This window comes from Bacillus sp. FAU18, from assembly GCF_056033885.1.
Genome location: NZ_JBVYHZ010000004.1, coordinates 320629 through 340735 on the forward strand (window position 1 = coordinate 320629; position 20107 = coordinate 340735).

Consider the following 20107-nt stretch of genomic DNA (forward strand, 5'->3'; position numbering starts at 1 on the left):
AGTAAAGGGCTGATTGTCAATGTGGGAGCAGTTGTATGATCCGTTTGGAAACGAGTATGTGAGCGCACTTGTGGCGCTCACTCCGATTCTCTTTTTTCTTTTGGCTTTAACTGTTTTGAAAATGAAAGGAATTCTTGCGGCATTTCTTACCCTAGCCGTCAGTTTCTTCGTCTCCGTTTTGGCATTTCATATGCCGGTTGAAAAAGCGATTTCTTCTGTTTTGTTAGGAATCGGGAGCGGGCTGTGGCCCATTGGCTACATCGTCCTGATGGCGGTGTGGCTGTATAAAATCGCAGTGAAAACCGGGAAATTTACCATTATTCGGTCCAGCATTGCCGGCATTTCGCCTGACCAACGATTACAGCTATTATTAATTGGTTTTTGTTTTAACGCGTTTTTAGAAGGCGCGGCCGGTTTTGGTGTTCCGATTGCGATTAGTGCGGCGCTGCTCGTCGAACTTGGTTTTAAACCGTTAAAAGCGGCAGCGCTCTGCTTGATTGCAAACGCCGCCTCCGGAGCCTTTGGGGCGATCGGGATTCCTGTCATCACAGGGGCGCAGATTGGTGATTTGTCTGCTCTTGAGCTGTCACGGACATTAATGTGGACACTGCCGATGATCTCATTTTTAATACCATTCCTGCTTGTATTCTTATTAGACCGAATGAAAGGAATCAAACAGACATGGCCCGCTCTTCTGGTTGTGAGCGGTGGGTATACAGCGGTTCAGACACTGACAATGGCGGTGCTCGGGCCGGAATTAGCAAACATTTTGGCGGCCTTATTCAGCATGGGCGGGCTTGCCCTCTTCCTCCGCAAATGGCAGCCGAAAGAGATTTACCGCGAGGAAGGGGCCGGCGATGCTGGTGAGAAAAAGGCATACCGTGCCGCTGATATTGCGAAAGCATGGTCTCCTTTCTACATTTTAACTGCGGCGATCACCATCTGGAGCCTTCCTGCCTTCAAAGCGCTTTTCCAAGAAGGCGGACTGTTATATCAATCAACGCTCCTGTTCAAAATGCCTTTTCTGCATCAGCAAATTATGAAAATGCCGCCGATCGCGCCATCTGCCATGCCGTTAGATGCAGTCTTTAAAGTTGATCTGCTGTCAGCGACTGGTACAGCGATTTTAGCGGCGGTCATCGTGACAGGGCTGTTCAGCAAAAAGTTCTCCTCCCGGGATGCCTTTGCTTCCCTGAAGGAGACAGGAAAAGAGCTGTGGGTGCCGATTATGACGATCTGCTTCGTGATGGGTTTTGCCAATCTGGCCAACTTCGCAGGGCTCAGCTCTTCAATTGGGTTAGCATTGGCGAAAACAGGAGACCTGTTCCCGTTTGTCAGTCCTGTTCTCGGCTGGATTGGCGTGTTTATCACAGGTTCTGTTGTCAGCAATAACGCTTTGTTTGGCCATTTGCAGGTTGTCACCGGAGCGCAGATCGGTGCGGGTTCAGACTTGCTGTTAGCCGCAAATACGGCGGGCGGTGTCATGGCGAAACTTGTTTCTCCTCAATCTATCGCCATCGCTGCCGCAGCGGTCGGCCAAACAGGCAAGGAATCTAAACTGTTTAAAAGGACAGTGGCGTACAGCCTGATTCTGTTATTGATCATTTGTATATGGACGTTTATTCTTGCAAGATTAGGAGTGTAATAGAAAAAAGCAGTACATGCCCAGCATGTACTGCTTTTTTTATGTTAATTTGCTTTCTTTGTCATTTCGGCTGTTGTTTTCACTCTGGCTTTTCCCATAAACAAAATGGTAACCGCCGCGAGGACAATTGGAATCAAAGCGAGCAAAAAGACATACGTAATACTTGATGACATCGCGTCAATAATGCGATTCAGGATCGCATCAGGAATCTGGGAACGTGTTCCCGCTTGGAATATCTCCTGCGGGTCGCCAATATTTTGCGCAGCGCCTGATCCCGCTGAGCCTTTCATACCGCTGAAGGCGTCACTCAGCTTGTTCGTGAATACGTTTGTTTGCACCGTTCCGAAAATGGTGACGCCTAAGGTCATGCCAAATGATCGCAAAAATGAATTTGTAGAGTTTGCTGTTCCCCGAAAGCGAGGTTCAAGATCATTCATCGATGCCGCCGGCAGCAGGGAGAAGTTAAAGCCTACACCAAAGCCTGAAATCATCATAAAGACTGTCAGCCATACCCGTGCTGTGTCAGGCGTCATATTGGAAAGAAGCAGCATGCCGATAAAGAAAGCTATAACAGATATCAGCATCAAATTGCGGAAGCTTGCCTTCGTTTGGAAGATTCCGCCGATCATGCTTCCGATGACTGATCCAATCATCATCGGCGTCAGAATGAAGCCCGCGCTTGTCGCCGAGCTGCCGTAGACCGCCTGAACGAAAATCGGAATAAATACCGCTAAAATAATAAATGTTCCGCCATACAGGAAAGCGAGAATCTGTGCTGTGGCAAACAAGCGGTTCTTAAACATCCAGAAAGAAATAATCGGCTCTTCTGCTTTTCTCTCCACAATAAAAAAGGCAATGAAGAAAACGGCGAATACAATAAACAGCCCGATGATCTGAATGGAATTCCAATCGTATGTTTTGCCGCCAAGCTCAAGGGCGAACATCAGGCATACAATGGATACGATTAATGTAATCGCGCCGCCCCAGTCTATTTTCTGCTTTCTGTGCTCCAGAGATTCTTTGTAGTAGCGAATAATGAAAAACAATGACAATGCGCCGATCGGCACATTGATGTAAAACACCCAATGCCAGCTGATCGAATCTGTTATGATCGCGCCTAAGAGCGGACCAAGAACACTGGATAATCCAAATACAGCACCGAACATGCCGGACATTTTTCCGCGTTTTTCCGGCGGAAACAAATCAAAGATAATGGTAAAGGCAATTGGCAGGAGCGCGCCGCCTCCTATCCCTTGAATGGCCCGGAAGATGATCAGCTGATTCATCGTCTGGGCAATCCCGCATAAAGCCGAGCCGATTAAGAAAAAAATAAGTCCAAACAGGAAAAACCGTTTTCGGCCGTACATATCGGAAAGCTTGCCGTAAATCGGCATGCCAGCCATAACCGCCACCATATAGGATGCCGTCACCCAGGCAAATTTATCGAAGCTTCCAAGATCGGCTACGATATTGCCCATCGCGGTGGCAACAATCGTATTGTCCATTGCAGACATCAAGATGCCCAGCAGGAGACCGAGGACCACAAATTTGGTGGAAGCCTGTTTTGCTGTTGTTGTGTCCATTTGTTCTACCTCCTCTTACTTTTCTATGTAAGTTCTGATATCATGATAATAGTTTGAATGTTGAATATCTCGATTATCAAGATAAACTCGATTTTATAGGGAGGACTGTCAGTTGTCAACAAGAAATTCCAGAAGTGAGTTGGAAAAGACTGCTGTTCAGCTTTTTCGAAAACTGGGCACAAGAACGGTTCTGTTTCATCAGGCAGCCGCTCAAGCTCTCGGTCTGTTTCCCACCGATTTGAAATCAGCTGACATTTTAAATGAAGCAGGTCCGATGACGGCCGGAGAACTGGGGAAAAAAACCGGCCTCAGCACGGGGTCAGTCACGGCACTGGTTGACCGGCTGGAAAAAGCGGGGTATGTGGCTCGTGAAAAGGACCCGAACGATCGCAGGAGAGTCGTAATCGTCCCTTTGACTGCTTCGAAAAAACATATAAAGGATTTGTTCCGTCCTTTGTCTGAGTCGACGATGGAGTTGTGCCGCGAATATACGGAAGAGGAGCTGGAACTCATTTTTAGTTTTGTAGGCAAAGCCGCCGATATTATGGAGGAAGAGCTTGAACGTCTGAAACAGTAAGTGAATTTGTGCATAGCTTGGCCCGTTCCCGAATAAATTGTACAAGTTACATAAGAGAAGGGAGTACGGGCCGGTGAACATTTTTTTGAGCTATATTGTGCTGGGGCTGTCCTTGTCTGCGCCTGTGGGGCCAGTGAATGCGGCGCAAATAGACAAAGGAATTAAAAACGGTTTTTGGCATGCATGGATTTTCGGTTTAGGCGCGATGACAGCGGATGGGCTGTACATGCTTTTTATCTATTTCGGGCTGTCACAGTTCTTGACTGCTCCATTTGTGAAAACATTTTTGTGGCTCTTCGGCTTTTTTGTCCTGACCTATACCGGAATTGAAACGCTGAAAAACGTCAGAGAACCGATGGATGTGCGAAGCTCGCGGGGGAAACCGTCATACAGGAAAACATTCGCATCGGGTTTTCTCATTTCATTGTCAAACCCATTGAGCATCCTTTTTTGGCTTGGAATTTACGGAAGCATTCTTGCGAAAACAGCAGAGGCCTACAATATGAATCAGCTTCTAATCTATAGCTCCGGCATCATGATCGGCATTTTAATCTGGGATTTCTGCATGGCTATCACAGCCAGTACGTTCAGAAACCTGCTTCATGAAAAGCTATTGAGAGGATTGACCGGAATCGCCGGTGTATCCCTCCTCGTGTTTGGCTTTTACTTTGGTTATCAGGGCATCAAACAGTTATTGGGCTGATTCATGAAGGACAGTCACCTGCCGCTTCCAGTTTTAATATAGTATTCAGATGATACTGGAGGTGGATCAATGGTGAATGGGATTTACACCAAAAGTTTTCTGGAACGTATTCAGGAAGAGCTTCCTGAATGGCAAAGAATCGCTTTTGAGCTGCTGGCAGAAACTCTGGCGGACGACGCGGATACGTTTCCGTGCATTCCCGGACGCCAGGCGTTTCTGACTGATCAGCTTCGGATTGCTTTTGCCGGAGATCCGCGGGAAAACCGTACAGCGGAGGAACTGGCTCCGTTGCTTGCGGAGTACGGCAAGATATCGCGGGACACGGGAAAATACGCATCCCTCGTTGTGTTGTTTGATACACCGGAAGATTTGGCGGAGCATTATTCGATTGAAGCATATGAAGAGCTGTTTTGGCGCTTTTTAAATAGACTGAGTCATCAAGACGAAAAAGAATGGCCGGAAGACATTCCGGCCGATCCCGAGCATTATAAATGGGAGTTTTGTTTTGACGGCGAGCCGTATTTCATTCTGTGCGCTACACCGGGGCACGAGGCAAGAAGAAGCCGGAGCTTTCCTTTTTTTATGGTCACGTTTCAGCCAAGGTGGGTGTTTGAGGACCTAAATGGATCAACTGCATTTGGCCGTAACATGAGCAGGCTGATCCGATCTCGTTTAGAGGCCTATGATCAGGCTCCGATTCACCCGCAATTAGACTGGTACGGAGGAAAGGGTAATCGTGAATGGAAGCAGTATTTCCTCCGTGATGACGAAAAACAGGTATCGAAGTGCCCGTTTTCTTATTTAAAGAACATGTTCAACAAAATGAAATAAATAATCAAGGACTGGCAGGGCGATCTTTATGACCCTGCTTTTTTTGATAGATCATGGTTACAATGGCGATGATCACGAGAAAACCTATGCTGACGAAAAAACCGGGCCGGCTTGATTTTTCAAACAATGTACCGGACACAGCTGCAGCAATCAGAACCATCGCTAAATAAATTTGCGTTTTTCCCATGCCCTCGGGATCAGTCAGCTTTTTGCTGGAGAACAGGATAAACAGCCAAGTGTATAAAAGCATAAGCCCCGCAGCTGTTGTCATATGCTCATAAATGTTTTTAGGCAGCACTAACGACAGAATAATGGAGAGAACAAGCCCCGCAAACGTCAGCCCAAGTGCCGGCCAGCATATTTTTTTGCCTTCCTTTAGAGTAAAGCATTTCGGCGCGTCGCCGTCATCAGCCATTGTACAAAGCAATGTCGTAACGGCAAAAAGCGAAGCGACAAGGGTCGAGAACCCGGCGATGATGAAAATCCCGTTAAATATATCAAGGATGATCTCAAGGTTATATCCTTTTAATGACGTAATGAACGGACTGTCCTGTTCAGTAAACGCGTGTAACGGAACCAAAAGCAGAGCAAGCCCGATTGAAATGATATAAATAATCGCCAGCGTCGCCAGCATCAGTTTCCCTGATTTAGACGCTTCCTCAGGTTTTTTTAAGTGAACCGCCATCAACCCCATGACCTCAATTCCGCCAAAAGCGTAAAACGCATAGATTAAACCTGTCCACAGCCCCATGGCGCCGTATGGGAAAAGCTCTCTCGTCTTATTTGGAACATGTATGCCATGATTTCCGCCGGACAGGATACCGCATAATGCCAGGATGGCAATGACAATAAACATAAAAATAGCAGCTGTTTTAATGACTGCCAGCACGTTTTCTGTTTTTTCAAAGACAGACAGGCCGGTGAAAATAATAAGGAGCCCCAGTACCGCGTAGATTGAGGCAAACACCCATAGCGGCACTTGAGGAAACCAATGCTTCGTAAATAGCGAAATGGCTGTCAGCTGGCTTCCGGTAATCAACATTTCTGATGACCAGTACACCCAGCCGTTGCTGAAGCCTGCCCATTTGCCGAATGCTTTTCGGGCATACGCACAAAACGAACCTTTCTCCGGCTGCTTCGCCGACAGCTTGGCGAGCTGTTCAAAGACAAAATACGTACCGATCCCTGCGATCAGAAATGAAAGGAGAACGGAAAAACCGCTTTTTACAATAGCGATGCTGGAACCGAGAAAGAAGCCTGTTCCAATCGTGCAGCCGACTCCGATCAGTGACAGCTGCCACCAAGCCAGATTCCCTTTTGGCTGGTCTTTTTTTGTTTGGCTCATTATTTATTCAACCCCTTTTATCTAAGGTTAGATTGTGATCTGTCCGAAGCTTATATACATCGGATTTTTGCCTCTTTTTACATGGAGAAGGAAGCGGACGCTCATACTAATGAAAAAAGGAGCAAACCAATGACACAGCAATATATTGTGGAGCCGAAAAAAGGGCTTGGGCTGAAGCTGAAAAAGGGGCAGATTTTAAAGGTGGTTGATGTAGAAGGGCAGCAGGTGGCTGATTTTGTCGCATACCATGCCAAGGATTTTTATGAACACCTTGATCAGGGAGCGACGATAGATGCCAATCACTCCATTCATGTGAAGGTCAACGACCATCTCTACTCCAACCTGTATAAGCCGATGTTAACCCTGATTGAAGATACGGTCGGCAAGCATGATCTGCTGCTGCCCGCCTGCCGTCCTGATATGAACAGGCTCTTATATGGGAAGCAAAAGGATGAGTTTCAGGATACGTGCTATGACAATATGAACCGTGCGCTTGAGCAGTTTGGCGTACCGAAGCCTCACATGCATTACCCATTTGCGATTTTTATGAATACTGTCCTTGATGAGAAAGGGAATCTGTCTGTGGAAACGCCGCTTTCGAATGCCGGAGATTATGTAAGGCTCAGGGCGGAGATGGATTTAATTGTCGCGTTTTCTTCCTGCCCGATTGAAAAAGGGAAATGCAATGGCGACAGTGTGACATCCATACGGGTTGAAGTCAGCTGATCTCTCTTGTTCACTGTGAATGAAGACCTGTGCTATATTTAATAGGGATACATAACAGTCATGATTCATTTTCATTGATTTGGGGAAATGATCAGTAACAAGGGAAAATGTACAGGAGGAATGATTGGGATGAGCATGCAGGAAAAGATTATGCGTGAGTTACATGTGAAGCCCTCAATTGATCCAAAGCAAGAAATTGAGGACCGAGTCAATTTTTTAAAACAATATGTAAAGAAAACCGGTGCTAAAGGCTTTGTATTGGGAATCAGCGGAGGCCAGGATTCAACACTTGCGGGAAGACTCGCTCAGCTTGCGGTGGAGAGCATTCGCGAGGAGGGCGGAGACGCTCAATTTATCGCGGTCCGTCTTCCGCATGGCACACAGCAGGATGAAGACGATGCCCAGCTTGCTTTAAAGTTTATTAAGCCGGATAAATCATGGAAGTTTGATATTAAATCGACAGTCAGCGCTTTTTCTGATCAGTATCAGCAGGAAACAGGCGATCAGCTGACTGACTTTAATAAAGGAAACGTAAAAGCAAGAACAAGAATGATCGCGCAATACGCGATCGGCGGCCAGGAAGGCCTTCTTGTGTTAGGAACAGACCATGCTGCTGAAGCAGTGACTGGTTTCTTTACGAAGTACGGTGACGGCGGAGCAGACCTCCTGCCGCTGACAGGCTTGACGAAGCGCCAGGGAAGAACACTGCTGAAAGAGCTGGGTGCACCGGAACGCTTATACTTAAAAGAACCGACTGCCGATCTGCTCGACGAAAAACCGCAGCAGTCGGATGAAACAGAGCTTGGCATTTCCTACGACGAGATTGACGATTATCTCGAAGGAAAAGAAGTATCAGCGAAAGTATCAGAAGCGCTGGAAAAACGCTACAGCATGACTGAACATAAACGCCAGGTTCCGGCGTCTATGTTTGATGACTGGTGGAAATAAGTTGAAGAAAGCCCGCTCTCGGAGCGGGCTTTTGTCGTGTACAGAAGCTTTATTTGATGCGGATATGATTCAGCTTTACCATTAATCTGTCGGTGAACCTTCGGAGGCTGCCTCTCGTATCAGGATCTAATGGGAGTTCGGCTCTCGCGGCAATGTTCTCTGCCACATCCTGAATCGACAGGTGGTCTGTTTGAATGTGGTCCTCAAAAATGGGTGATGATAAACCTTCAACGCAGCGGTCAATTTGTTTGGCGGCCCATGAGTTTTTTCCTTCTGCTCTGGTTTGCAGCCTTTTTAACAAGGTTTCCTTTGAAGCCATTAGTGTAAAGTGGTGAACGATCCTGCCTTCATGTCTGAGCCTGCCGATGATCTCATTGAAGTATTCAGGATGTACAATCGTCATAGGCACAATAATGATGCCGCGGTATGTATCTGTCAGAGAAGCTAGCAAACTGTAATTGAACGCCCGCCATAAGGGATAGCTTTGAAAATCGTCCTTTGCGATCTCCTGCGGCACCATGGAGCGCAGCGCAAAACCCATTTTCTCGGGATCATACACGTAAGATGGGTTCAGCCTTCTGTGCAGTTCGAAGGCTGTTTGTGTTTTTCCGGAACCGAATGCCCCGTTTATCCAAATGATCATCGCCATTTCTCCCTTCCTATTTATCATACAGAAAAAGACCCTTCCATCGAAGAGTCAGCTGGAAAAACAATAAAGGCGGAAGGTTTTAATGCTTTTTTGCGTCGAAGTATTAAAATACCTGCAGAAATGTTGTACAATGAATGTCATTCAGGCAAAAATGGCTAAACAACAAAGCGCACTATAAGCTTGACCAGTAAAGCCGGTATCTATATAAATATTCGCTAATTAAGCATATAATGAAGATAAACTTTCATTCCTTAGGAGGATTTCGCCGAAGATGAACGCTAAACGAGCCATCCCAGTAAGAGAAAGAAATATCGTCCTGATTGGATTCATGGGTGTAGGAAAAACGACAATCGGCCAATTGGTCGCTAAAAAATTATATAGAGATTTTATTGATATTGACCAAGAGATCGAAAAGGATTTCAATATGTCAATTCCTGAGATATTTGAGAAAAAGGGAGAAGACTTTTTCCGGAAAACGGAGAAGGAATATATTTTAGACATCTGCCATCATAAACGATTCAAAATCGTATCTCTGGGCGGGGGATCTTTTAAACAAGAAGAAATCAGAAATTGCTGTCTGGAAAACTGTCTCGTGCTTCATCTTGACCTGTCATGGGAGAATTGGAAGCAGCGCGCGGATTTATTGATCGAAAGCCGCCCTGTACTGCATAACCGTTCAATGGATGAAATGGAACAGCTGTTTAACGAAAGAAAAGTCATTTATGACAAGCACAATTCAAAAGTGGCAACAGACAACCTTTCCCCGGAAGAGGTTGCCGATTACATTGTTGAGACATTAAAAATTGGCTGGGATCTTTATCAGCCGATGTAAAAAGCCGTGCGCAGCGCACGGCTTTTTTTATCGTTTTATCCCTTGTATCAAAATCGCTTTTAAACAAAAGGAGACGGGCTGTCCGTTTCGGTTTAATGTAATACAGAACGTGTCGCGTGCTTCGTCTGATGTGTGGTTCAAGTGGGCAATGATTTGTTTTTCCCGGTCAGCGGGGGTTCCGCCTCGTTTGATCCAGCTATCGTATTGAATCGGCAAGTTCCACTTTTGGATGTCTTGATAAGCCAGTTGATTGGCGCTGAACATCGCCTGCCATTCTGATAATGAGCTTTCTCGAACATGGGAAGGGTCTCGAAGCCGGTTCAACTGATTGACAAACTCATCAAGAATGGGATCTTCAGGCGCGTAATGATCAACTAAGAGAAAACGTCCGTCCTGTTTCAGTACGCGTGCAACCTCGCTGACAGCTTTGCGGACATCTGAAAAATGGTGGGCTGCGTATCGGCAGGTGATGATATCAAATGAATCGTCGGGGAAGGGGAGTGACTCTGCCGTTCCTTGCTGAAAGCGTACGTTTTCAGCTCCTTTTTCTTGCGCGAAGGAGGACGCAACCTCTACCATCTCTTTCGTTGCATCAACACCGATGCACTCCTGTACATAAGGAGAAAATGCCAGGGCCGTATGGCCGGCGCCCGCTCCGATATCCAGCACCCGATGCTCTGCCCGGCATTCCGCTGTTTTGATCATCAACCCCAAATCTTCCCCCTCGGCAAATACCTTTTCATCCCGATACATCTCGGCGTTTTTAGAAAACGGTGTTTCATTTGTCATTTGAACCAGCTCCTTCTTTTGTAAATGATGATATGGATTATGTTAGCAATTTCTGTTATGATTCGTCCAAGATATAAAAATGATGAAAACGATAGGTTCAACCTATGGAGGCTGAAATGGATATTAAAGTGATGGAATATGCAGCGGAAATTGCCCGGCGCCAAAGCTTTACAAAGGCGGCGGAACATCTTCATATCGCACAGCCGTCTCTCAGCCAGCAAATCAAAAAGCTTGAGGCTGAGCTGGGGCTTACCCTTTTTCACAGATCTCATGGCTCTGTTACACTGACACCTCACGGCAGGCGTTTCATTGAAAAAGCCGAGGACATCATTCGTTCCAGAGATGATTTGCTTCGGGAAATGCAGGAGCGATCACAGGGAATCGGTCATAAATTATCCATCGGAATTCCTGCTGTAACAGGGAGATATCTCTTTCCTCCGCTGCTGAAGCAGTTTTTGGCGCGCTATCCTCATGTGGAGGTTCAGCTTGTTGAAAAAGATCCGGTTTCATTAGAGGAGATGACGGCAAAGGGAGAAGTTGACCTTTCTGTTTTATCCTTGCCGATCGAGGATGAACGGCTCTCCATTACACCCTTGCTCACGGAACCGGTTGTTCTCGCGGTGCCGAAGGAAAAACAAAGGTGGATGCCGCCGGAAATGGTCGCGCTGATTGAGAAAGCGCTGGAAGAAGATGAGGGCCGCCATCCGTGTGTGCCGCTTGCCATGGTAAGGAACGTGCCCTTTATTCTGTTAAAAGAAGGCTTCGGCTTTCGCAGGACAGTTCTCGATCTCTGTGCAGAAAGCGGCTTTAAGCCGAATGCTGCCTTTAAGACGAGCCATATTGAAACCGCCCAATCTCTTGTGGCTAACGGATTAGGTGTGACAATGGCACCGAATATGGTCAAAAGGGATAAAGATCCGGGTGTAATCTATTTATCGATTCAATCCGCGCCATCACGAACCCTCGTCTTTGTCTTTTTAAAGAACCGCTATGTCAGTCTGACCGCCCAGGCCTTTATGGAACTAAGCCGGGAAAGTCTTAAACAAACGTTTGATGAAGGCTGTCTGGGAAACAAAGCTGAAAATATTTAGAAAACAAAGCCGAAACGTGGTAGTATAGGAATACAAACTAAATCTTATAAAACAAAGGGGAATAATCGGAAATGCAACTATTCGATCTGCCGCTCGACCAATTGCAAACATATAAGCCTGAAAAAACAGCACCGAAAGATTTTTCTGAGTTTTGGAAATTGTCTTTGGAGGAACTTGCAAAAGTCCAAGCAGAACCTGATTTACAGCCGGTTGACTATCCTGCTGACGGAGTAAAAGTGTACCGTCTCACATATAAAAGCTTCGAAAACGCCCGCATTACCGGATGGTACGCGGTGCCTGACAAGGAAGGCCCGCATCCGGCGATCGTGAAATATCATGGCTACAATGCAAGCTATGATGGTGAGATTCATGAAATGGTAAACTGGGCACTCCATGGCTACGCCGCATTCGGCATGCTTGTCCGCGGCCAGCAGAGCAGCGAGGATACGAGTATTTCACCGCACGGTCACGCTTTGGGCTGGATGACGAAAGGAATTCTTGATAAAGATACATACTATTACCGCGGTGTTTATTTGGACGCCGTCCGCGCGCTTGAGGTCATCAGCAGCTTCGACGAGGTTGACGAAACAAGGATCGGTGTGACAGGAGGAAGCCAAGGCGGAGGTTTAACCATTGCCGCAGCAGCGCTGTCAGACATTCCAAAAGCCGCGGTTGCCGATTATCCTTATTTAAGCAACTTCGAACGGGCCATTGATGTGGCGCTTGAACAGCCGTACCTTGAAATCAATTCCTTCTTCAGAAGAAATGGCAGCCCGGAAACAGAAGAGCAGGCGATGAAGACACTTTCATATTTCGATATTATGAATCTCGCTGACCGAGTGAAGGTGCCTGTCCTGATGTCAATCGGCCTGATTGACAAGGTCACGCCGCCGTCCACCGTGTTTGCCGCCTACAATCATTTGGAAACAGAGAAAGAGCTGAAGGTGTACCGCTACTTCGGACATGAGTATATCCCTGCTTTTCAAACGGAAAAACTTGCTTTCTTTAAGCAGCATCTTAAAGGCTGATAAATGTGAAAAGCCGCCGCATATCATCAGGCGGTTTTTTTCTGCGAACTGCCGGAATGAGAACAGACTGGAGACGAATAGATATGAAACAAAGAATCATTGATGAATTAAAACGGATCGAGCAGTCATACGGAGTCAAAATCGTGTATGCCGTCGAGTCAGGAAGCCGCGCATGGGGATTTCCCTCGCAGGATAGTGATTACGACGTCCGCTTTATTTATGTGCCGAAAAAGGAGTGGTATTTTTCAATTGAGCAGGAGCGGGATGTGATTGAGGAACCGATTCACGATTTACTGGATATCAGCGGCTGGGAGCTGAGAAAGACGCTGCGGCTCTTCAAAAAATCAAACCCGCCGCTCCTTGAATGGCTGTCCTCAGACATTGTGTATTACGAAGCATTTACGACCGCAGAGCAGTTAAGAAAACTGCGCACGGAGGCATTTAAGCCTGAAGCAAGCGTGTATCACTATATCAATATGGCGAGAAGGAACGTCAAGGATTATCTACAAGGACAAGAGGTCAAAATTAAAAAGTACTTCTACGTTCTTCGGCCTATTTTGGCCTGCCAATGGATTGAAAAGCACGGAACCATTCCGCCAATGGACTTTACTGTTTTGATGAATGAACTTATTGCTGAACCCGAGCTGAAGGCTGAAATGGAAACTTTGCTTGAACGGAAAAGAAGAGGAGAAGAGCTTGACCTCGAAGCAAGAATCGATGTTATTCACCAATTCATTGAAACGGAAATCGAAAGAATCATGGAAGCGGCAAAAGAACTGAAGGCAGAGAAAAAAGATATGACACCTGAGTTGAACCGTTTGCTTTTGAATACGGTTGAAGAAGTGTGGAAGGATGGAGGAAGCTGATGTTTTTTGTCGCTTCCTTTTCTCCTTTATTCGACAGAATCCCCCCCGACTTTCTAACTATCTGATTGTGGCAAATCCACAAAAATAATCAGAATCTTTGTATTTTGAGAATATTGTGAACGCCGGTTTTGTCCATTTACAATAAACTCATACAAATACTTCTTAGATTGCGGGGTGTTGAGGTTGGAAGTGATCACAAGAGATTTTTTCTTATTTTTATCCAAAAGCGGCTTTCTCAATAAAATGGCGAGGAACTGGGGAAGCCGGGTAGCAGCGGGTAAAATTATCGGCGGGAATGACTTTAACAGTTCAATCCCGACCATTCGACAGCTTAACAGCCAAGGCCTGTCAGTTACTGTCGATCATTTAGGCGAGTTCGTGAACAGCGCCGAGGTCGCACGGGAGCGTACGGAAGAGTGCATTCAAACCATTGCGACCATCGCGGATCAGGAGCTGAACTCACACGTTTCTTTAAAAATGACGTCTTTAGGTTTGGATATAGATATGGATTTGGTGTATGAAAATATGACAAAAATCCTTCAGACGGCCGAGAAACATAAAATCATGGTCACCATTGACATGGAGGACGAAGTCAGATGCCAGAAAACGCTTGATATTTTCAAAGATTTCAGAAAGAAATACGAGCATGTGAGCACAGTGCTGCAAGCCTATCTGTACCGGACGGAAAAAGACATTGACGATTTGGATTCTTTAAACCCGTTCCTTCGCCTTGTAAAAGGAGCTTATAAAGAATCAGAAAAAGTAGCTTTCCCGGAGAAAAGCGATGTCGATGAAAATTACAAAAAAATCATCCGAAAGCAGCTCTTAAACGGTCACTATACAGCGATTGCCACACATGACGACAAAATGATCGACTTTACAAAGCAGCTTGCCAAGGAACATGGCATTGCCCATGACAAGTTTGAATTTCAGATGCTGTACGGCATGCGGTCGCAAACCCAGCTCAGCCTCGTAAAAGAAGGTTATAACATGAGAGTCTACCTGCCATACGGCGAGGATTGGTACGGCTACTTTATGAGACGCCTTGCAGAACGTCCGTCAAACATTGCATTTGCTTTCAAAGGAATGACAAAGAAGTAAAAAAGGAGAGATTATCATGACAACACCTTACAAACACGAGCCATTCACAAATTTCCAAGATCAAAACAACGTGGAAGCGTTTAAAAAAGCGCTTGCGACAGTAAGCGAATATTTAGGAAAAGACTATCCGCTTGTCATTAACGGCGAGAGAGTGGAAACGGAAGCGAAAATCGTTTCAATCAACCCGGCTGATAAAGAAGAAGTCGTCGGCCGAGTGTCAAAAGCGTCTCAAGAGCACGCTGAGCAAGCGATTCAAGCGGCTGCAAAAGCATTTGAAGAGTGGAGATACACGTCTCCTGAAGAGAGAGCGGCTGTCCTGTTCCGCGCTGCTGCCAAAGTCCGCAGAAGAAAACATGAATTCTCAGCTTTGCTTGTGAAAGAAGCAGGAAAGCCTTGGAACGAGGCGGATGCCGATACGGCTGAAGCGATCGACTTCATGGAGTATTATGCACGCCAAATGATCGAACTGGCAAAAGGCAAACCGGTCAACAGCCGTGAAGGCGAGAAAAACCAATATGTATACACGCCGACTGGAGTGACAGTCGTGATCCCGCCTTGGAACTTCTTGTTTGCGATCATGGCAGGCACAACAGTGGCGCCGATCGTTACTGGAAACACAGTGGTTCTGAAACCTGCGAGTGCTACACCTGTTATTGCAGCAAAATTTGTTGAGGTGCTTGAAGAGTCCGGATTGCCAAAAGGCGTAGTCAACTTTGTTCCGGGAAGCGGAGCGGAAGTAGGCGACTATCTTGTTGACCATCCGAAAACAAGCCTTATCACATTTACGGGATCAAGAGAAGTTGGTACGAGAATTTTCGAACGCGCGGCGAAGGTTCAGCCGGGCCAGCAGCATTTAAAGCGTGTCATCGCTGAAATGGGCGGTAAAGATACGGTTGTTGTTGATGAGGATGCGGACATTGAATTAGCGGCTCAATCGATCTTTACTTCAGCATTCGGCTTTGCGGGACAAAAATGCTCTGCAGGTTCACGTGCAGTTGTTCATGAAAAAGTGTATGATCAAGTATTAGAGCGTGTCATTGAAATTACGGAATCAAAAGTAACAGCTAAACCTGACAGTGCAGATGTTTATATGGGACCTGTCATTGACCAAGGTTCTTATGATAAAATTATGAGCTATATTGAGATCGGAAAACAGGAAGGGCGTTTAGTAAGCGGCGGTACTGGTGATGATTCGAAAGGATACTTCATCAAACCGACGATCTTCGCTGACCTTGATCCGAAAGCAAGACTCATGCAGGAAGAAATTTTCGGACCTGTCGTTGCATTTTGTAAAGTGTCAGACTTTGATGAAGCTTTAGAAGTGGCAAACAATACTGAATATGGTTTGACAGGCGCGGTTATCACAAACAACCGCAAGCACATCGAGCGTGCGAAACAGGAATTCCATGTCGGAAACCTATACTTCAACCGCAACTGTACAGGTGCTATCGTCGGCTACCATCCGTTTGGCGGCTTCAAAATGTCGGGAACGGATTCAAAAGCAGGCGGGCCGGATTACTTGGCTCTGCATATGCAAGCAAAAACAATCAGTGAAATGTTCTAAGCGGGACTAAATGGGCATCCTCCCTGCGGGGGTGTCCATTTCATCCATATACTATAAAAAAGAGGAGGAAGTGCCATAGAAAACACACAGCTGATTATTTCGATTTGTATTTATATGGCGGGAATGCTGCTGATCGGCTACTTTGCTTATAAGCGTACGTCGAATCTGACGGATTACATGCTGGGAGGACGCTCTTTGGGTCCGGCAGTAACCGCTCTCAGTGCCGGCGCTGCCGATATGAGCGGCTGGCTGCTAATGGGGCTCCCGGGCGCCATGTTTTCAACAGGTCTGAGCGGAGTTTGGATTGTGTTCGGACTTTGCCTTGGAGCATGGGCGAACTGGCTCTACGTTGCGCCGCGGCTGAGAACCTATACTGAAAAAGCGGGGAATTCAATTACAATTCCCGGATTCCTGGAGAATCGCTTCGGAGATCAAACAAAGCTTCTCAGACTGTTTTCGGGAATTGTCATTTTAGTCTTTTTCACGTTTTATGTATCGTCCGGAATGGTGTCCGGCGGCGTCTTATTCAACAGCATCTTGGGGATGGATTATCACACCGGCCTGTGGATTGTGACGGGTGTTGTTGTGGCATATACCCTGTTTGGCGGCTTTTTGGCAGTCAGCTGGACAGATTTTGTTCAGGGGATCATTATGTTTGCCGCACTCATTCTTGTGCCGATCGTTACGTTTTTCCACACAGGAGGAGCAGGTGATACAGTTGCTGAAATCCGCTCTGTAGACCCTGATATGTTTAATATTTTCAAAGGAACGAGCGTCCTTGGCATTATTTCTTTGTTTGCCTGGGGGCTGGGATACTTTGGCCAGCCGCATATTATTGTGCGTTTTATGGCGATCACGTCTGTCAAAGAGATCAAAAGAGCGCGCAGAATCGGGATGGGCTGGATGATTTTGTCTGCAGTAGGCGCAGTGCTGACCGGTTTGGGCGGAATCGCTTATTACCATCAGCGCGGCATGACACTGAAGGACCCTGAGACGATTTTTATTCAGTTAGGGAATATCTTGTTCCATCCGATTATCACGGGTTTTCTGATTTCAGCGATTTTGGCTGCGATTATGAGTACCATTTCTTCTCAGCTGCTTGTGACATCAAGCTCTCTGGTAGAAGATTTGTATAAGTCGATGTTCAGACGCTCAGCTTCAGATAAAGAACTGGTGTTTTTAGGCCGACTGGCTGTTCTGGCTGTTTCAATTGTCGCGTTGGTTCTGGCTTGGGAGAAAAATAACACCATCCTTGGATTGGTCAGCTACGCGTGGGCGGGCTTCGGTGCATCATTCGGGCCAGTTGTACTGCTCAGTCTGTTTTGGAAACGAATGACCAAATGGGGGGCACTCGCCGGCATGATTGTGGGAGCAGCGACTGTAATCATTTGGGCGAATGCCGGTCTTTCGGACTTTCTGTATGAAATGATACCTGGTTTTGCTGCGAGTCTATTATCTGTCTTTTTTGTCAGCATATTGACGCAGGCTCCGTCACAAGCTGTCACAGACCAGTTCAACGACTACCAAGATACAATGTCACAATAAAGATCGAAAGGAGGAGGAAGGGGCTGTCCCTTTTTCCTCTTTTCTCCTTTTAAGCGGCCATTTTTTTCTTTTGGAAACAAACGTATTTTTTTCTATACAAAAAGACCCCGTATGGATATGATTAAAGTAAAAAAGTATAGGAGAAAAAGGTATGGAAGAGCTTTTAGAGAGAGTTTTTTCATTTTCAGATGTTGATAAGCTGATTGATTTTATTAGCTATGAACTGCAAAAGCCAGTGATACTGGAAAGCGCGGATTTCTTTTTGTTAGCCTATAATTCTTACTATATTAACCATTTTGATTCTGCCAACCAGCAGACTATTTTTTCGAAAAAGTGTCCGGTCCAGATTTTTGAGAGGTTTCTGAAGGACGGAATTATTGAAAAATTGAAAACAGAGCCTGAGCCTTTTCGCGTCAATAAAATTGAAAGCATCGGGTTAAACCAGAGGGTGGTCGTGAGTGCAAAGCACAAAGGGGAAGTCATGGGCTACATCTGGATACAGGAGCTGGACCAAAATCTGACGGATGAAGAGCTCGACTTTTTGTACGAGACCTCCTTCCATGTCGGGAAAATCATTTATAAAACGAATAAATTGAAACAGGAAAAGGAAGAAAAAGCAGAGAATCTCATCAAACGGGCGATCTATCAGCAATTTACCTCTGAGAAGGAACTCAGACGGGAAGCTGAAAGGATCAACACCGTGCTGCCTTCCATGTTTTCAGTTGTTATCCTGCACGCCGCAAATGGGGATGGGGAAGCGGTTGAGGATCTAAAGGAAAATATCAGGTCGTACCTGAATTTACGGGATAAGGTCAGTCATGTCTTAACGATCGAATCAAATATTGTCATCGTCGTAGCGAGTTTTTCCCAAAAAAGCTCCGTCTCCTCAGCAGCTTCTGAGTTTATTAACAAGCTGTTAACACATTTTCACTTTCAAAAAATACCTACCCCTATTTATATCGGTATCGGAAACGAATATAATCACCTATTAAAACTTGGCAAGAGTTACACAGAAGCACTTGAAGTCATCAAAGCCGCAGAAATCACCGGCAATCAGGAAAACATTCCATATGAATATGCCAAACTCGGCATTTACCGCTATTTAGAAAGCATCGAACAGAAAAATGAATTTTTAGAATACGAGAATAAAGATTTAGCTTTATTAAAAGCGAAAGACGAAGAAAGCAGCACTGAGCTGCTCAAAACCTTGGAAATCTATCTCCTCAACAACTGCAAAACAAAACCAGCGGCAGAACAGCTGTTTATTCACCAAAATACATTGAATTACCGCATCAAACAGATTACTGAGATGACGTCGATCGATTTAAGCGATTTCAGAACGCGGTGCCAGCTCTATCTCGATTTGATGCTGATGAAAAAGAAATAAAAAAGAAACCAGTACTTGTACTGGTTTCGTCTTCACTTAAAATCCTCTGTAAACATACGGATCATCAGGTTTTTTTATGGTATTCCAGTCAGTTACTTTGACGACAGGGAGAGTTGACTTAAATGGCTGGTAATATTCTGAGGCCAGAGTGCCCTTAATGTGAATCCATTCATCATCCTTGATGTCCATGTCCTTCGGAAATTCCACAAGCATCCCGTACACGCCGGAATCAGCGATACAGTGAATGATGCCAAACCTTAATACGAACAGCTGATTTTTGTTAATTGCGTTTCCTTTGTAAGCAAATCCATGGAATTCAATCGTCCGTCCGAGAAATTCACCCGGATAGTTATAGATGGTTTCCATTCCTTTTAGGAAATCGTCATCGGTCAGAGAAATCTCTTTTTTGCTGGAATACTTATTAAACAGCTGTTTCATTTGTTTGTCATAGCTGTCTTGCGCGTAATACAGGCTGGCATCAGGACGCAAATACTGTGTTTGGGAGTAGTGATCTCCGCTCTCCATCGCCTTAAACGAGAACCCTTTTGTTTTAACAATGGATGAGTCAAGCGTCGCAATCGGGAAGAAGATGCCTGACACTAAAGGGAAAATAAAAACAAGATAAATCAAATAACGCTGATAAAATGGCTTGTTTTGTTCATGGTCATGCTCGTGATCATGGCCGCACCCGCAATCATGGTCATGGTGATGCCCGCCTTTTTCAGGCGACTTGATAAATAGATATGCTTGAACGACTGTCAGAATGGCCAGCAGGAAGATCGCAATAAAGGAAAGATAGGCATATTTCATATTGATATATTTTGTTAGATTTCCTGAGGCATGCAGATGATAAAAGAAAAACGTAAATCCCATCAGCACCAATAGACGAAACATCCA

The 20107-nt window shown here is 45.7% G+C and carries 19 protein-coding genes; 14 read left to right on the forward strand and 5 right to left on the reverse strand.

What is annotated here, in order from left to right:
• Positions 1–19 precede the first annotated feature (19 nt).
• Positions 20–1645, forward strand: coding sequence for an L-lactate permease (locus AC0OMU_RS12750; RefSeq protein WP_038427334.1), 1626 nt, complete (start codon positions 20–22; stop codon positions 1643–1645).
• Positions 1646–1689: 44 nt separating this feature from the next.
• On the opposite strand, the gene bmr3 is transcribed toward AC0OMU_RS12750, so the two are convergent.
• Positions 1690–3228 (reverse strand): multidrug efflux MFS transporter Bmr3, encoded by a 1539-nt coding sequence (bmr3, locus tag AC0OMU_RS12755; protein WP_163138453.1) that lies wholly within the window; start codon positions 3226–3228, stop codon positions 1690–1692.
• A 112-nt stretch (positions 3229–3340) separates the two neighbouring features.
• On the opposite strand from bmr3, the gene AC0OMU_RS12760 reads away from it, so the two are divergent.
• From AC0OMU_RS12760 to AC0OMU_RS12770, 3 genes are all read left to right on the forward strand, one after another.
• Positions 3341–3805, forward strand: coding sequence for a MarR family transcriptional regulator (locus AC0OMU_RS12760; protein ID WP_014475735.1), 465 nt, complete (start codon positions 3341–3343; stop codon positions 3803–3805).
• A gap of 73 nt (positions 3806–3878) precedes the next feature.
• Positions 3879–4508, forward strand: a complete 630-nt coding sequence (locus tag AC0OMU_RS12765; protein WP_003246469.1) for a LysE family translocator — start codon at positions 3879–3881, stop codon at positions 4506–4508.
• 69 nt (positions 4509–4577) lie between these two features.
• Positions 4578–5339, forward strand: a complete 762-nt coding sequence (locus AC0OMU_RS12770) for a YqcI/YcgG family protein (RefSeq protein ID WP_474241222.1) — start codon at positions 4578–4580, stop codon at positions 5337–5339.
• A 4-nt stretch (positions 5340–5343) separates the two neighbouring features.
• On the opposite strand, the gene AC0OMU_RS12775 is transcribed toward AC0OMU_RS12770, so the two are convergent.
• Positions 5344–6684, reverse strand: coding sequence for an amino acid permease (locus tag AC0OMU_RS12775; RefSeq protein WP_063336022.1), 1341 nt, complete (start codon positions 6682–6684; stop codon positions 5344–5346).
• A 129-nt stretch (positions 6685–6813) separates the two neighbouring features.
• Here AC0OMU_RS12775 and AC0OMU_RS12780 point away from each other — a divergent pair, with 129 nt between their 5' ends.
• Both AC0OMU_RS12780 and nadE read left to right on the forward strand, forming a co-directional pair.
• A complete protein-coding gene (locus tag AC0OMU_RS12780; RefSeq protein ID WP_003246345.1) occupies positions 6814–7410 on the forward strand; it encodes a DUF1989 domain-containing protein in 597 nt (198 codons plus the stop codon).
• Positions 7411–7539: 129 nt separating this feature from the next.
• Positions 7540–8358 (forward strand): ammonia-dependent NAD(+) synthetase, encoded by an 819-nt coding sequence (gene nadE / locus AC0OMU_RS12785; protein ID WP_003246440.1) that lies wholly within the window; start codon positions 7540–7542, stop codon positions 8356–8358.
• Between the two features lie 49 nt (positions 8359–8407).
• On the opposite strand, the gene tmrB is transcribed toward nadE, so the two are convergent.
• Entirely contained in the window at positions 8408–9001 is a 594-nt protein-coding gene (gene tmrB, locus AC0OMU_RS12790) for a tunicamycin resistance ATP-binding TmrB (RefSeq protein WP_063336043.1), read from the reverse strand.
• Positions 9002–9278: 277 nt separating this feature from the next.
• Between tmrB and AC0OMU_RS12795 the strand changes: the two genes are divergently transcribed.
• Positions 9279–9839 carry a shikimate kinase gene (locus AC0OMU_RS12795; protein WP_014475740.1) on the forward strand — a complete coding sequence of 187 codons (561 nt, stop codon included), beginning with the start codon at positions 9279–9281 and terminating at the stop codon, positions 9837–9839.
• A 27-nt stretch (positions 9840–9866) separates the two neighbouring features.
• On the opposite strand, the gene AC0OMU_RS12800 is transcribed toward AC0OMU_RS12795, so the two are convergent.
• Positions 9867–10628 (reverse strand): class I SAM-dependent methyltransferase, encoded by a 762-nt coding sequence (locus AC0OMU_RS12800; RefSeq protein WP_015382709.1) that lies wholly within the window; start codon positions 10626–10628, stop codon positions 9867–9869.
• A gap of 116 nt (positions 10629–10744) precedes the next feature.
• On the opposite strand from AC0OMU_RS12800, the gene AC0OMU_RS12805 reads away from it, so the two are divergent.
• From AC0OMU_RS12805 to putR, 7 genes are all read left to right on the forward strand, one after another.
• Positions 10745–11719 (forward strand): LysR family transcriptional regulator, encoded by a 975-nt coding sequence (locus tag AC0OMU_RS12805; protein ID WP_015482768.1) that lies wholly within the window; start codon positions 10745–10747, stop codon positions 11717–11719.
• A gap of 71 nt (positions 11720–11790) precedes the next feature.
• Positions 11791–12747, forward strand: coding sequence for a cephalosporin C deacetylase (gene cah / locus AC0OMU_RS12810; RefSeq protein WP_474241223.1), 957 nt, complete (start codon positions 11791–11793; stop codon positions 12745–12747).
• 83 nt (positions 12748–12830) lie between these two features.
• Positions 12831–13613: a nucleotidyltransferase domain-containing protein gene (locus tag AC0OMU_RS12815; RefSeq protein ID WP_047183530.1), complete on the forward strand. Its 783-nt coding sequence runs from the start codon at positions 12831–12833 to the stop codon at positions 13611–13613.
• Between the two features lie 189 nt (positions 13614–13802).
• Positions 13803–14714 carry a proline dehydrogenase PutB gene (gene putB, locus AC0OMU_RS12820; RefSeq protein WP_080030710.1) on the forward strand — a complete coding sequence of 304 codons (912 nt, stop codon included), beginning with the start codon at positions 13803–13805 and terminating at the stop codon, positions 14712–14714.
• Between the two features lie 16 nt (positions 14715–14730).
• The gene (gene pruA, locus AC0OMU_RS12825; RefSeq protein ID WP_003234655.1) at positions 14731–16278 is read left to right on the forward strand and encodes an L-glutamate gamma-semialdehyde dehydrogenase; all 1548 of its coding nucleotides are present in this window, start codon (positions 14731–14733) and stop codon (positions 16276–16278) included.
• A 90-nt stretch (positions 16279–16368) separates the two neighbouring features.
• A complete protein-coding gene (putP, locus tag AC0OMU_RS12830) occupies positions 16369–17823 on the forward strand; it encodes a sodium/proline symporter PutP (RefSeq protein WP_072173908.1) in 1455 nt (484 codons plus the stop codon).
• A 151-nt stretch (positions 17824–17974) separates the two neighbouring features.
• Positions 17975–19210 (forward strand): proline utilization transcriptional regulator PutR, encoded by a 1236-nt coding sequence (putR, locus tag AC0OMU_RS12835; RefSeq protein ID WP_015382716.1) that lies wholly within the window; start codon positions 17975–17977, stop codon positions 19208–19210.
• A gap of 36 nt (positions 19211–19246) precedes the next feature.
• On the opposite strand, the gene AC0OMU_RS12840 is transcribed toward putR, so the two are convergent.
• Entirely contained in the window at positions 19247–20104 is an 858-nt protein-coding gene (locus tag AC0OMU_RS12840; protein ID WP_015382717.1) for a TIGR03943 family putative permease subunit, read from the reverse strand.
• Positions 20105–20107: the final 3 nt, after the last annotated feature.